Here is a 14,230-nt window from a genome sequence, read left to right on the forward strand (position 1 = left end):
TGACGGTCGTGCCACTGCTGTCGTGCCACTGAGCACACTGATCCGATAAGCCGTACACTGGTCGGTCCACTGCAGGCCGGTTCCCCCGTGGGAACCGGCCTGCTCGTCCCTCAAAGGAGGTACGTGGATGACCAGCACGGTTCCCGCGCCATTCACCCGCACGGCCGAGGGCTCCGCCCTCCAGGCGGTGCTCCTCGACATGGACGGCACCCTGGTGGACACCGAGGGCTTCTGGTGGGACGTCGAGGTGGAGATCTTCGCCGGTCTCGGCCACACCCTCGACGACTCCTGGCGCCATGTCGTGGTCGGCGGCCCGATGAGCCGCAGTGCCGGGTTCCTGATCGAGGCGACCGGGGCGAACATCACCTTCGCCGAACTCTCCGTCCTGCTCAACGAGGGCTTCGAGGACCGCATCACGCGCGCTCTGCCGCTGATGCCGGGAACGGCCCGGCTGCTCGCCGAACTGGCCGAGCAGGAGGTCCCCACGGCCCTCGTCTCCGCCTCCCACCGGCGCATCATCGACCGGGTCCTCACCGCGCTCGGCCCCGAGTACTTCCGCCTCACGGTGGCCGGGGACGAGGTGCCGCGCACCAAGCCCTTCCCCGACCCCTACCTCTTCGCCGCCGCCGGGCTCGGTGTGGATCCGGCCAGATGCGCCGTCGTCGAGGACACCGCGACCGGGGTCGCGGCGGCCGAGGCGGCGGGCTGTCATGTCGTGGCGGTGCCCTCCCTGGCTCCCATCCAGGAGGCCGCGCGGCGTACCGTGGTGTCCTCGCTGGAACACGTCGACCTGGCATTTCTGCGCGGTCTCATGCCACTCTGACAGCGCTCCGATGATCGCCCGCCTGATCGTTCGTGACTGGCCGACGACGGAAATGCGGGATGCGTTCACCCAGCGTGTACCGTCGATAACCAGGAATTCGATAGGTATGCGCAAATCGGAATTCCGATCTTCGCGGAGGATGGAATTCCGCACTCGGCGACCCCTCGTGGGCGTGTGAGGTTCCCCATGCCACAGGGGGTCGACAGGGGGCCTCTGATGTGCCCGGATGCCCGGATCCGGGCCGTCCGTCATGTCTTTGTGTCCCGATTGGTGGGCGGCTGCACGAATCCTTCCGGCGGCGATTTTTCCGTGCGTTCGCGGCCGGTTCCGCTGCGTGATGGGGTTTCAACTCCGGTTGTCGCGAACCCCGGTGCCGGTCCGGACTAATCTCGTGGAGAGAACATCACCCCTAACCCGTGGACCCGCCGCGACAACCTTGCATGCCGGGTACACGGACTCGACAGCTGTGGAGAAACTCGAGCATGAACCGCAAGACTTTGGTGCTGCCGGCCGTGGTCGGTCTGCTCGCGCCCGTACTCGCCGCCTGCGGTGGGGCCGACAGCGGCAGCGGCAGTGGCGACGCCATCGTCGTCGGTACCACCGACCGGTTCACCGCCACCAAGGACGTCCCGGCCCCGTTCGACCCGGCCTACGCCTACGACGTCGGCACCTGGAACGTCCTGCGCCAGACGGTGCAGACCCTGATGATCGTGCCCAAGGGCGACGGCGAGCCCGTCCCCGAGGCGGCCAAGTCCTGCGGTTTCACCGACAGCGGCAACGAGCGCTACGCCTGCAAGCTGCGCGACGGTCTGAAGTTCTCCAACGGGGACGCCGTCACCGCCGAGGACGTCAAGTTCTCCATCGACCGCGCCCGCGCCATCAAGGCCGACTCCGGCGTCTTCGCCCTGCTGTCGACCATCGACACCGTCGAAACGCAGGGTGACAACGAAGTCATTTTCCACCTCAAGACCGCCGACGCCACGTTTCCCTCCAAGTTGTCGACCCCGGTCGCCGGCATCGTCAACCCCGACGACTACGACAAGGGCAAGCTGCGCGACGGCTTCTCGATCGACGGCTCCGGCCCGTACACCATCAAGGCCGAGACCGACGGCGACACCGTCACCAAGGCCGTGTTCACCAAGAACCCCAACTACAAGGGGACGCTGGAGGTGAACAACGGCGAGGTCGACATGGTGTCCTTCGAGGACGCCGACGCCATGGGCACCGCCCTCAAGAAGGGCGACATCGACCTGATGACCCGCACCATGTCGCCGGAGCAGATAGACAAGCTCTCCAACGACGCCGGCACGGACATCAACCTGGTCGAGCTGCCCGGCCTCGAGATCCGCTACCTGGCCTTCAACACCGACGCCCCCGAGGTGAAGACCAAGGCCGTGCGCCAGGCGATGGCCCAGGTCATCGACCGCGACCAGCTGGTCGCCGAGGTCTACGGCTCCCAGGCCGAGCCCCTCTACTCGCTGGTGCCGGCCACCATCACGGGCCACTCCAACGCGTTCGTCAACCGCTACAGCGAGCCGAGCGCCACCAAGGCCAAGGCCCTGCTGGAGGCGGCGAACATCACCACCCCGGTGAAGCTGACCCTGAACTACACGACCGACCACTACGGTTCGGCCACCAAGCAGGAGTTCGAGGTCCTGAAGAAGCAGCTCGACGCCAGCGGACTGTTCGACGTCACCATCAAGGGCGCCGCCTGGGACACGTTCGTCCCGGCCGAGCGCAAGGGCGACTACGCCGTGTACGGCATGGGCTGGTTCCCCGACTTCCCCGACCCGGACAGCTTCATCGCGCCGTTCCTCGACAAGGACAACTTCCTCAACTCCCCGTACAACAACGCCGACATCATCACCAACCTGATCCCGCAGTCCCGCCGGCTGGCCGACCGCGTCAGCGCCGACTCGGTCCTGACGGAGATTCAGGACATCGTCGCCGACGACGCGCCGATCATCCCGCTGTGGCAGGGCAAGCAGTATGTCGCCGCCAACAACGACGTCACGGGCACGGCATACGTCCTCAACTCCTCGGCGTCGCTTCAGCTGTGGGAGCTCGGCCGCGGCTCGAGCAACTGACCGACCGCAGCGGCTGCGCGAGCTCTCGCAGTCCGGTGATACGTTTTTTTGGCCGGGGCCCGGGACGACGGTCCCGGTGGAACGAGCCCCGAAGACAAGGTTTTTTGTGAACATGCGTAACCAGTGGCCAGTTCTGCCCATCATGGCGGGACTGGCCTCCGGCCTGTTGACCGGCTGCGGCTCCCAGACCGGGGGACCGGGCGGCGACGGCTCCTCCATGGTGCTCGGGATGTCGGACGACGTCCTCGCCACGGACCCGGCCTCCGGCTACGATCCCGGATCCTGGATGTTGTTCAACAACGTCTTCCAGTCGCTGCTCAGCTTCCCCAAGGGCGGCACCGAACCCGAGCCCGACGCGGCGAAGGAGTGCTCCTTCACCGACACCCGGGCCAAGGTCTACCGGTGCACCCTCAAGGACGGCCTGAAGTTCAGCAACGGCGACGCGCTCACCTCCGAGGACGTCAAGTTCTCCTTCGACCGCATGCTGAAGATCAACGACGACTCCGGCCCGGCGATCATGTTCCCCATGCTCGACAAGGTCGAGACCCCGGACGCCGAAACCGTCGTCTTCCGGCTGAAGGTCTCCGACGCCACCTTCCCCAGCAAGATCGCCTCCGGTGCCGGCTCCATCGTCGACCACCGGGAGTACGCCCCCGACGACCTGCGCGAGGACGGCGGAGCCGTCGGTTCCGGCCCCTACCGGCTCGACTCCTTCGGCGACGACGAGGCCGTCTTCACCGTCAACGAGAACTACCGGGGCAGCGCCGACACCCCCCAGAACACCGGCGTCATCCTCAGGTTCTTCGGCGGCGACCAGAAGGCCCTGAAGAAGGCCCTCGTCTCCGGCGACATCGACCTCGCCTACCGCGGCCTCACCGCCACCGACATCGCCGACATCGACGAGAGCACGAACGACTCCGGCCCCGAGGTCGTCGAGGGCAGCAGCGCCGAGGTCCAGCACCTCGTCTTCAACACCGCCGACCCCGTCGCCGGAAGGCTCGGCGTCCGCAAGGCCATCGCCTACCTGGTCGACCGCGAGGCGCTCGTCAGGGACGTCTACCAGGGCACCGCCGACCCGCTGTACTCGATCGTCCCGGCCGGCATAGCGGGCCACAGCACCGCCTTCTTCGACCAGTACGGCTCCAGCCCCTCCCGCACCGAGGCCGCCGCCGCGCTCCAGGCCGAGGGCATCACCGGCAGGGTCAAGCTCACCCTCTGGTCCACCCCGACCCGCTACGGCCCCGCCACCGACCAGGAACTCAAGGCCATCGCCGCCCAGTTGAACGCCAGCGGCCTGTTCACCGCCGACGTCAAGTCCGTCGCCTACGGCCAGTACGAGAAGGACATCGCCGCCGGCAAGTACGGCGTCTACGTCAAGGGCTGGGTGCCCGACTACCCCGACGCCGACAACTTCACCGCGCCCTTCTTCGGCGACGGAAACGTCCTCGGCAACAACTACACCAACACCGCCATCACCGGCACGCTCATCCCGCGCACCGCCGCCCAGAGCGACCGCTCCGCCACCGACAAGGACTACGCCCGGATCCAGGAGATCGTCGCCCAGGAACTGCCCGTCCTCCCCATCTGGCAGGCCAAGCAGTACGCCGTCGTCGGCGAGCACGTCTACGGCGTGGAGAACTGCCTGGACGCCTCCACGGTGTTCCGCTTCTGGGAACTCAGCAAGGACTGAGACCCGTGTGCGGAAGCGGAAGGGGCGCCCCAGCCTGGGGGCGCCCCTTCGCCGCCTACTGCGCGCCGGGGCGCACCAGACCGCTCTCGTACGCGTACACCGCCGCCTGCACCCGGTCCCGCAGCCCCAGCTTCGTCAGCACATGCCCCACATGCGTCTTCACCGTGGTCTCGCTGACGAACAGGTCGGCAGCGATCTCCGCGTTCGACAGACCCCGCGCCACCAGCTTCAGTACCTCCACCTCACGGTCCGTCAGCGTGTGCAGCGTGTCCGGCAGCGGCTCGTCGCCCGACGGCAGATGCGTCGCGTACTTGTCCAGCAGCCGCCGCGTGATGCTCGGCGCCAGCATCGCCTCACCCGCCGCCACCACCCGGATCGCCTGCACCAGCTCATTGGCGGGCGCGTCCTTCAGCAGGAACCCGCTCGCACCGGCCCGCAGCGCCTCCACCACGTACTCGTCGAGATCGAAGGTCGTCAGCACCAGCACCTTCGCCGGACCGTCCCGACCCGGACCGGTGATCTGCCGGGTCGCCTCCACCCCGTCCATCCGAGGCATCCGGATGTCCATGAGCACCACATCGGGCTGCAGCGCCCGCACCTGGTCGAGGGCCTGAAGACCGTCCCCGGCCTCACCGACGACCGCGATGTCCTGCTCGGCCTCCAGGATCATCCGGAAGCCGGTGCGCAGCAGGGGCTGGTCGTCGACCAGTAGGACACGGATGGCCACGTAAGTCTCCTTAGCTAGTCCGGCCCCATTCTGCCCTGCGCCCCACCCTCCGACTCCGCCGCCCTCACCGGCAGCTACTGCGTCTCCCGGGGGACGCTGCGCTCGACTGCGGCTGCGCCGAGGGCCGGACCCCCGGCCGAAGACGGGTCCGCCGCCCTCACCGGCAACGGATACGGCGGGGGAGTACCGCCGAACTCCGGACAGTGCGCCTGGTGATCGCACCAGCCGCACAGCTTCGTCGGCCGCGGCCGCCAGTCACCCGTCTCCGTCGCCGCCCGGATCGCCTCCCACAGCGCCAGCAGCCGGCGCTCCACCCGCTCCAGATCGGCGAGGTCCGGGTCGTACGTCAGCACGTCACCACTGCCGAGGTAGACCAGCTGGAGCCGGCGCGGCAGCACGTTCTTCAGGCGCCACACCACCAGCGCGTAGAACTTCATCTGGAACAGGGCGCCGTCGGCGTACTCCGCCCGGGGCGCCTTGCCCGTCTTGTAGTCGACGATCCGCACCTCGCCGGTCGGCGCCACGTCGACCCGGTCGATGATCCCGCGCAGCCGCAGCCCCGAATCCAGCTCCGTCTCCACGAACAGCTCCCGCTCGGCCGGCTCCAGCCGCGTCGGGTCCTCCAGCGTGAACCAGCGCTCCACCAGCTGCTCGGCCTCCGTCAGCCAGCCCGCCAGCCGAGCACCCTCCGGATCGTCGGCGAACAGCTCCACGACCTCCGGCCGCGACTCCCGCAACCGGTCCCACTGACCCGGGATCAGCGACTTCGCCCGCGGCGCGGTCCGCTCCGCCGCCGGCGCGTCGAACAACCGCTCGAGGACCGCGTGCACCAGCGTGCCCTTGGTCGCCGCGGCACTCGGCTTCTCCGGCAGCCGGTCGATCACCCGGAACCGGTACAGCAACGGGCACTGCATGAAATCACTGGCCCGGGACGGAGACAGCGAGGAAGGCGCTGTGGCAGCACGCTCCACGACGACCTCGGTCCCGACCATGCCGGTATCGACAACGCCGGTCTCCACGACCACCTCGGCTCCGACCACCACCGCATCGGCCGCGTCCGCCACGGCCCCACCCGCGTCGACCGCCCCGCCGACGCCCTCGCTGCTGCTCTCCATGCCTCAGACCATACGGCCCGCCACTGACAGTCACCCACTCCCGAGCGGCACACCCGGCGACAGCCTGGGAAACACGGGGGGTGCCGGGGCGGAACGCGTCACGACGGCCGCATACCATCGGTCACAGACCCTTCCGCCCGTCAGAGGCGGGAGACGCTTCGATCGAGGGGACACCGTGGTGGAAAGCGGCGGGAGCGGGCGGCCGCGGCCGGACAGCGAGACATCGGCCGAGCACCCTCACGACCCGACGGCCCCCCACAACCCCGAGCAGGACACGGCCCCCGCCGCCGACACCTCTCCCACACCGGAGCGCGACACCCCGTCCGAGCCCCACACCCCCGCGCCGGAACACCCCGGCGAGCCGTCCGCAGACACCCCGTCCGCGCCCCCCGCCCCCACACCGGAACACCCCGACAGGCCGTCGGCAGACACCCCGTCCGAGACACCCGCGCCGACGCCGGAACCGTCCCACGAGCCGACGTCAGGCACACCGGCCGAGCACCCGGAGCCATCCGGCCCCGTGGCGGACGCCGAGGCGGACACATCGACCACGCCCACGTCGGCCGGGCCCCCCACGCCGCCCGCCACCCCGGCCCCCGCCGACGACCACGCCTCCCGGGCCCACGCCCACACCGGCTCCGCCGAGCCCACCGCAGGCGAGACCACCGCTCCCACCCCCGCCCTCACCAAGGGCCCCCCGCCGCGGCGACCGCCGGAGCAGCCGCGCGGCGGGCTGCTCATGGGACGGCCGTTCGGCGTGCCCGTGTACGTGGCGCCCAGCTGGTTCCTCGTCGCCGCGCTGATCACCTGGGTGTTCGGCGGACAACTCGACCGCGTGCTGCCCGAACTCGGCGCCGCCCGCTACCTGGTCTCCCTGTTCTTCGCCGTGGCCTTCTACGCCTCCGTGCTCATCCACGAACTCGCCCACACCGTCGCCGCCCTCCGCTTCAAACTCCCGGTCCGCCGCATCCAGCTCCAGTTCTTCGGCGGCGTCTCCGAGATCGAGAAGGAGGCCGAGACCCCCGGCCGCGAGTTCTGGCTGGCCTTCGTCGGCCCCCTCCTCTCCCTCGTCCTCGCCGGCGTCTTCTACGTCGCCATGCAGCCCGTGGAGCCCGGCACGGTCCCCGGCGTCCTGCTCGCCGGCCTGATGATCTCCAACCTCATCGTGGCGATCTTCAACCTCCTCCCCGGCCTGCCCCTCGACGGCGGCCGGATGCTCCGCGCCGTCGTCTGGAAGATCACCGGCAGGCCGATGAGCGGCACCATCGCCGCCGCCTGGGTCGGCCGCGCCCTCGCCGTCTCCGTCCTCATCGGCCTCCCGCTGCTCACCCAGTCCGGCGCGCTCGGTTCCAGCGCCGAGGACAGCGTCGGCATGGACACCGTCACCGACGCCCTGCTCGCGGCCATCCTCGCCGCGATCATCTGGACCGGCGCCGGCAACAGCCTGCGTATGGCCCGCCTGCGCGAGCACCTCCCCGACCTCCGGGCCCGAACCCTCACCCGCCGCGCCGTCCCCGTGGAGACCCACACCCCCCTCTCCGAGGCCCTGCGCCGCGCCAACGCCGCCGGCGCCCGAGCCCTCGTCGTCGTCGACGCCCACGGCGAACCCCTCTCCCTCGTCCGCGAGGCCGCCATCGTCGGCGTACCCGAACACCGCCGCCCCTGGGTAGCCGTCAGCGGCCTCGCCCAGGACCTCACCGACGGCATGCGCGTCTCCGCCGAACTCGCCGGCGAGGACCTCCTCGACGTCCTGCGCGCCACCCCCGCCACCGAGTACCTCGTCGTAGAGGAGACCGGCGAGATCTTCGGCGTCCTGTCCGCGGCCGACGTCGAGCGCGCCTTCGTCAAGGCCATGGCCCGACCGTCCTAGACCCCGCACCCGTGGTCGGCGGCCCCCACAAACGCCGGTAGGCTGTTCACATGTCCGAACCGACCGGTGCCGCCCGCAGGCGCGGGCCCTTCAAGGTCGGGGACCAGGTTCAGCTGACCGACCCCAAGGGCCGCCACTACACGTTCACGCTCGAAGCCGGGAAGAACTTCCACACCCACAAGGGTTCCTTCCCGCACGACGAACTGATCGGCGCACCCGAGGGCAGCGTGGTCCGCACCACCGGGAACGTCGCCTACCTCGCGCTGCGCCCCCTGCTCCCCGACTATGTCCTGTCCATGCCCCGCGGGGCAGCCGTCGTCTACCCCAAGGACGCCGGGCAGATCCTCGCCTTCGCCGACATCTTCCCCGGCGCCCGTGTCGTCGAGGCCGGCGTCGGCTCCGGCTCGCTCAGCAGCTTCCTGCTGCGTGCCATCGGCGACCAGGGCATGCTGCACAGCTACGAGCGCCGCGAGGACTTCGCCGAGATCGCCCAGCAGAACGTCGAGCGCTACTTCGGCGGCCCCCACCCCGCCTGGCAGCTCACCGTCGGCGACCTCCAGGACAACCTCTCGGACACCGACGTCGACCGCGTCATCCTCGACATGCTCGCCCCCTGGGAATGCCTGGAGGCCGTCTCCAAGGCACTCGTCCCCGGCGGCATCCTGTGCTGCTACGTCGCCACCACCACCCAGCTCGCCCGGACCGTCGAGTCCATCCGCGAGATCGGCTCCTTCAACGAGCCGACCGCCTGGGAGACGATGATCCGCAACTGGCACATCGAGGGCCTCGCCGTACGCCCCGACCATCGCATGATCGGCCACACCGGCTTCCTGCTCACCGCCCGCCGCCTCGCCGACGGCGTCGAGCCGCCCATGCGCCGCCGCCGCCCCGCCAAGGGCGCCTACGGCGAGGACTACGCCGGCCCCAACGCCGACGGAGCCGCAAACGGCCGCTGACCCGGCCCCTCACCACGCACAACGACAGGGCGCCGTGGCCGAGTTCCCGCACCACCACCGGAACTCCGCCACGGCGCCCTCGCGTTGCGCCGCACCACCCCCGACGTCCGGGATCCCGCACCCCGCCGTTCCACCGCACTGTGACGTGTGGCACGATGCTGGCCACCCAACCCCCCACCCCCACCGGCACAGCCCCCAGGAGACGCTCCTAGTGCAGCAGTCCGCCGTCCCGGAACTGGCCCACACCCACACCCGGCCGATCCACTGGGTCGCGACCGCCACCGCCGTGGCCGGCGTCGTCGCCCTCACCTCGGTCCTCCAGCCCGGACCGGCCAGAGCCGCCCAGGCCTCCGGCACCCGGCCCTCGCCCACCGTCACCACCGCGCCCGCCACCACCGGCGTCGACTTCCCCCTCGACTGCGGCCCCGTGAAGGCCCTCGTCATGAGGAAGGCCAGCGGAGACCTCGACGGCGACGGCAGGCCCGAGACCGTCGCCGCCGTGCACTGCGACGCCCCCATGGGCACCCCGCCCGACGCCCTCTACGTCCTCACCCAGGGCGCCGACAGCACCCACGCGCGCGTGGTCGCCACCCTTGTCGACACCAAGGCCCGCTCCAGCGTCATGACCCTCGCCGTCACCGACGGCGCCGTCCTCGCCACGCTGCTCGGCTACTCGTCGCCCGACGTACCCAGTTGCTGCCCCGACGTGAAGGACAGCGCCAAGTGGCAGTGGAAGGACAACACGTTCATCCGCTCGACACCGGTCGGCGCCCACAGCGTCTGAATCAGGCCATCATCGGCTGTGAGAAATCAGACAACTCTCACCGTCCGCGCCCGACCGATCACTCCGAGTCCGGCCCGTAAACCTCGACCATGTCCGAAACTCGACGTACATGAATACATTCGCCCGGACACTCCCGAGCCGAGTCCACGATGTCCGTCAACAGCGGCAACGGCACAGGAGCGGTCGCCCCACGGTCCTGCAACAGCACATCCGCCGGGCCCTTCACATACGCCAGACCGTCGATGTCCAGCTCGAACACCTCCGGCGCGTACTGCGCGCAGATGCCGTCGCCGGTACAGAGATCCTGGTCGATCCAGACCTCCAGCGCCTCACCGCCGACACCGGCCTCCTGCTGCACGCTCATCTCCCTGCCGTTTATCGTCGACCCGCACGGGAACGATGCAGGCTCTGACGGGTGTTGAACAGTTCGACCCTACCCCCGCCCGCTTCCCAACCATGTTCGGTGGGTATTCCCCTGGCGTGAGGGAGAGCGCAAGGGTGAAGATCGGACACACCCCGACAGTCTTTGTGATCTAGGGGTTTCAATCGACACCCGCCCAGGTAGGGTCTGGAAGCGTCCAGCTCCCCTTGGAGGAGGTGAGGACCGTGGCAGCCCACGACGACGACATGAACCGCGGCATCCGCCCGGGACGAGGGTCCGACGACCCGTCCGGGCAGATTGCCTACCTTGAGCAGGAGATCGCCGTCCTGCGACGTAAGCTCGCCGACTCTCCGCGACACACGAGGATTCTCGAAGAGCGGATCGTCGAGCTGCAGACCAACCTGGCCGGCGTGTCCGCCCAGAACGAGCGACTCGCCAACACACTCCGTGAGGCCCGCGATCAGATCGTGGCCCTCAAGGAGGAAGTCGACCGGCTCGCACAGCCCCCGGCCGGCTTCGGCGTCTTCCTCACGGCGAACGAGGACGGCACCGCCGACATCTTCACCGGAGGCCGCAAACTCCGCGTGAACGTCAGCCCCAGCGTCGAACTCGACGACCTGCGGCGCGGCCAAGAAGTGATGCTCAACGAAGCGCTCAACGTGGTCGAAGCCATGAAGTACGAGCGGGTCGGGGACATCGTCACCCTCAAGGAGATCCTCGAGGACGGCGAGCGCGCCCTGGTCACCGGGCACACCGACGAGGAACGGGTGGTCAGGCTCGCCGAGCCACTGCTGGACGTCAATATCCGCCCCGGCGACGCCCTCCTGCTCGAACCCCGCTCCGGCTACGTCTACGAGATCGTCCCCAAGAGCGAGGTCGAAGAACTCGTCCTCGAAGAGGTCCCCGACATCGGCTACGAGCAGATCGGCGGCCTCGGCGGACAGATCGAGGCCATCCGGGACGCCGTGGAGCTCCCGTACCTCTACCCGGACCTGTTCAAGGAGCACGAACTGCGCCCCCCCAAGGGCGTCCTGCTCTACGGACCCCCCGGATGCGGCAAGACGCTCATCGCCAAGGCAGTCGCCAACTCGCTGGCCAAAAAGGTCGCCGAGGTGACCGGAGCAGCCGCCGGCAAGAGCTTCTTCCTCAACATCAAGGGCCCCGAGCTCCTGAACAAGTACGTCGGCGAAACCGAGCGCCAGATCCGGCTCGTCTTCCAGCGAGCCCGCGAGAAGGCCAGCGAGGGCACCCCCGTCATCGTCTTCTTCGACGAGATGGAATCCCTCTTCCGCACCCGCGGCTCCGGCGTCAGCTCGGACGTGGAGAACACCATCGTCCCGCAGCTCCTCGCCGAGATCGACGGCGTCGAAGGCCTGCAGAACGTGGTCGTCATCGGCGCCTCCAACCGTGAGGACATGATCGACCCCGCCATCCTGCGCCCAGGCCGCCTCGACGTGAAGATCAAGATCGAGCGTCCGGACGCGGAAGCCGCCAAGGACATCTTCGGCAAGTACCTCACCGAACGCCTCCCGCTGCACCCCGACGACCTCGGCGAGCACGGCGGCGACAGGGTCTCCACCGCCCAGAGCATGATCCAGTCGGCAGTGGAACACATGTACGCAGAATCCGAGGAAAACCGCTTCCTGGAAGTCACCTACGCCAACGGCGACAAGGAAGTCCTCTTCTTCAAGGACTTCAACTCCGGCGCCATGATCGAAAACATCGTGGGCCGCGCCAAGAAAATGGCGATCAAGGACTTCCTCGAAAAGAACCAGAAGGGCCTGCGCGTCTCCCACCTCCTCCAGGCATGCGTGGACGAGTTCAAGGAGAACGAGGACCTTCCCAACACCACCAACCCCGACGACTGGGCCCGGATCTCCGGAAAGAAGGGCGAACGGATCGTTTACATCCGTACCCTCATCACCGGAAAGCAGGGCGCGGACACCGGACGCTCCATCGACACGGTGGCCAACACCGGACAGTACCTGTAAAAACAGGGCGGCTGCGGGTGCCCACCACGGGTACCCGCAGCCGATTGCTTTTTCAGGCCATGGCCGCAACAAGAGGCGTGCAAGGCAATGACGCAAATGATCTCCCCGCCGGCGCAGCGGCGTTCTAGGCTCTTTCGTACCGCCGGGCGCAGTGCGGGGACGGGCACCGCACACGCACCGGAGCACCCGCGGTACTGGAGTGGCACCCACGACCGAGGGCGCCGCCGGGCAAGGAGGGCCGCATGACCGTACGGCGAGTAATGGGCATCGAGACGGAGTACGGGATCTCCGTCCCCGGCCACCCCAACGCCAATGCCATGCTCACCTCGTCCCAGATCGTCAACGCCTACGCGGCGGCGATGCACCGGGCCCGCCGGGCCCGCTGGGACTTCGAGGAGGAGAACCCGCTCCGGGACGCGCGAGGCTTCGACCTCGCCCGCGAGGCCGCCGACGCCAGCCAGCTCACCGACGAGGACATCGGCCTCGCCAACGTGATCCTCACCAACGGCGCCCGCCTCTACGTCGACCACGCACACCCCGAATACAGCGCCCCCGAGGTCACCAACCCCCGCGACGCCGTCCTCTGGGACAAGGCCGGCGAACGGATCATGGCCGAAGCCGCCGAACGCGCGGCCCAGCTCCCCGGTGCCCAGCCCATCCACCTCTACAAGAACAACACCGACAACAAGGGCGCCTCCTACGGCACGCACGAGAACTACCTCATGAAGCGCGAGACCGCCTTCTCGGACATCGTGCGCCACCTCACGCCCTTCTTCGTCTCCCGCCAGGTCTTCGCCGGCGCCGGCCGCGTCGGCATCGGCCAGGACGGCCACGAACACGGCTTCCAGCTCAGCCAGCGCGCCGACTACTTCGAAGTCGAAGTAGGCCTCGAGACGACCCTGAAGCGCCCGATCATCAACACCCGCGACGAGCCCCACGCCGACGCCGAGAAATACCGCCGCCTCCACGTGATCATCGGCGACGCGAACCTCTCCGAGATCTCGACCTACCTCAAGCTCGGCACGACGGCCCTGGTTCTGTCGATGATCGAGGACGGCTTCATCGCGGTGGACCTGGCCGTGGACCAGCCCGTCCGCACCCTGCACCAGGTCTCCCACGACCCCACCCTCAAGCGCCTGGTCACGCTCCGCAGCGGCCGGACACTCACCGCCGTCCAACTCCAGATGGAGTACTACGAGCTCTCCCGCAAATACGTGGAGGAGCGCTACGGTGCCGACGCCGACGACCAGACCAAGGACGTCCTCGGCCGCTGGGAGGACACCCTCACGCGCCTGGAGAACGACCACATGAGCCTCGCCGGCGAACTCGACTGGGTCGCCAAGCGTGAGCTCATGGAGGGCTACCGCCGCCGTGACAGCCTCGACTGGGACGCGGCACGCCTGCACCTCGTCGACCTCCAGTACGCCGACGTACGGGCCGAGAAGGGCCTCTACAACCGCCTCGCGGCCCGTGGCCGCATGAAGCGGCTCCTGGACGAGTCCGAGGTCGAGCGGGCGCGGACCAAGCCGCCGGAGGACACACGCGCGTACTTCCGCGGCCGCTGCCTCGAGCAGTACGCCGACGACGTCGCCGCCGCCTCCTGGGACTCGGTCATCTTCGATCTCCCCGGTCGGGATTCGCTCCAGCGCGTCCCAACCCTCGAACCACTTCGCGGAACGCGAAATCACGTCAAGGAGCTCCTGGACCGCTGCCGCACGGCAGAAGACCTGGTCAGGGTCCTGTCAGGCGGCTGAGCAGGACTTCTGCCGGTACCGGACCGTGTCCGGCGGCCGGGGTGGAAACCC

The 14,230-nt window shown here is 68.9% G+C and carries 11 protein-coding genes; 8 read left to right on the plus strand and 3 right to left on the minus strand.

Translation table 11 applies throughout. The features are described from left to right. Positions 1 to 127: 127 nt before the first annotated feature. The 3 genes from ACFPIH_RS40945 to ACFPIH_RS40955 all read left to right on the plus strand — a co-directional run bounded on the left by ACFPIH_RS40945 (position 128) and on the right by ACFPIH_RS40955 (position 4,600). Entirely contained in the window at positions 128 to 823 is a 696-nt protein-coding gene (locus tag ACFPIH_RS40945; protein ID WP_381177839.1) for an HAD family hydrolase, read from the plus strand. A gap of 482 nt (positions 824 to 1,305) precedes the next feature. Beyond that, complete coding sequence (locus ACFPIH_RS40950; RefSeq protein WP_381177836.1) at positions 1,306 to 2,910, plus strand: ABC transporter substrate-binding protein; 1,605 nt, start codon at positions 1,306 to 1,308, stop codon at positions 2,908 to 2,910. A 106-nt stretch (positions 2,911 to 3,016) separates the two neighbouring features. Next, the gene (locus tag ACFPIH_RS40955) at positions 3,017 to 4,600 is read left to right on the plus strand and encodes an ABC transporter substrate-binding protein (RefSeq protein WP_381177833.1); all 1,584 of its coding nucleotides are present in this window, start codon (positions 3,017 to 3,019) and stop codon (positions 4,598 to 4,600) included. A gap of 55 nt (positions 4,601 to 4,655) precedes the next feature. On the opposite strand, the gene ACFPIH_RS40960 is transcribed toward ACFPIH_RS40955, so the two are convergent. Continuing rightward, positions 4,656 to 5,327: a response regulator gene (locus ACFPIH_RS40960; protein WP_381177830.1), complete on the minus strand. Its 672-nt coding sequence runs from the start codon at positions 5,325 to 5,327 to the stop codon at positions 4,656 to 4,658. Between the two features lie 74 nt (positions 5,328 to 5,401). Beyond that, complete coding sequence (locus tag ACFPIH_RS40965; protein ID WP_381177827.1) at positions 5,402 to 6,442, minus strand: RecB family exonuclease; 1,041 nt, start codon at positions 6,440 to 6,442, stop codon at positions 5,402 to 5,404. Between the two features lie 175 nt (positions 6,443 to 6,617). Here ACFPIH_RS40965 and ACFPIH_RS40970 point away from each other — a divergent pair, with 175 nt between their 5' ends. From ACFPIH_RS40970 to ACFPIH_RS40980, 3 genes are all read left to right on the plus strand, one after another. After that, positions 6,618 to 8,312 carry a site-2 protease family protein gene (locus ACFPIH_RS40970; protein WP_381177824.1) on the plus strand — a complete coding sequence of 565 codons (1,695 nt, stop codon included), beginning with the start codon at positions 6,618 to 6,620 and terminating at the stop codon, positions 8,310 to 8,312. Between the two features lie 50 nt (positions 8,313 to 8,362). Further along, complete coding sequence (locus ACFPIH_RS40975) at positions 8,363 to 9,268, plus strand: tRNA (adenine-N1)-methyltransferase (protein WP_381177821.1); 906 nt, start codon at positions 8,363 to 8,365, stop codon at positions 9,266 to 9,268. 211 nt (positions 9,269 to 9,479) lie between these two features. Continuing rightward, on the plus strand, positions 9,480 to 10,052 hold the full coding sequence (locus ACFPIH_RS40980) for a hypothetical protein (RefSeq protein ID WP_381177819.1): 573 nt from the start codon (positions 9,480 to 9,482) through the stop codon (positions 10,050 to 10,052). 58 nt (positions 10,053 to 10,110) lie between these two features. Here the strand turns inward: ACFPIH_RS40980 and ACFPIH_RS40985 are convergent, their stop codons facing one another. Continuing rightward, a complete protein-coding gene (locus ACFPIH_RS40985; protein ID WP_381177816.1) occupies positions 10,111 to 10,416 on the minus strand; it encodes a ferredoxin in 306 nt (101 codons plus the stop codon). A gap of 242 nt (positions 10,417 to 10,658) precedes the next feature. Here ACFPIH_RS40985 and arc point away from each other — a divergent pair, with 242 nt between their 5' ends. After that, positions 10,659 to 12,425, plus strand: coding sequence for a proteasome ATPase (gene arc / locus ACFPIH_RS40990; RefSeq protein ID WP_381177813.1), 1,767 nt, complete (start codon positions 10,659 to 10,661; stop codon positions 12,423 to 12,425). A gap of 242 nt (positions 12,426 to 12,667) precedes the next feature. Then, entirely contained in the window at positions 12,668 to 14,179 is a 1,512-nt protein-coding gene (dop, locus tag ACFPIH_RS40995; protein ID WP_381177810.1) for a depupylase/deamidase Dop, read from the plus strand. Positions 14,180 to 14,230: the final 51 nt, after the last annotated feature.

It is taken from the genome of Streptomyces vulcanius (assembly GCF_042653945.1).
Lineage (GTDB): Bacteria > Actinomycetota > Actinomycetes > Streptomycetales > Streptomycetaceae > Streptomyces > Streptomyces mangrovi.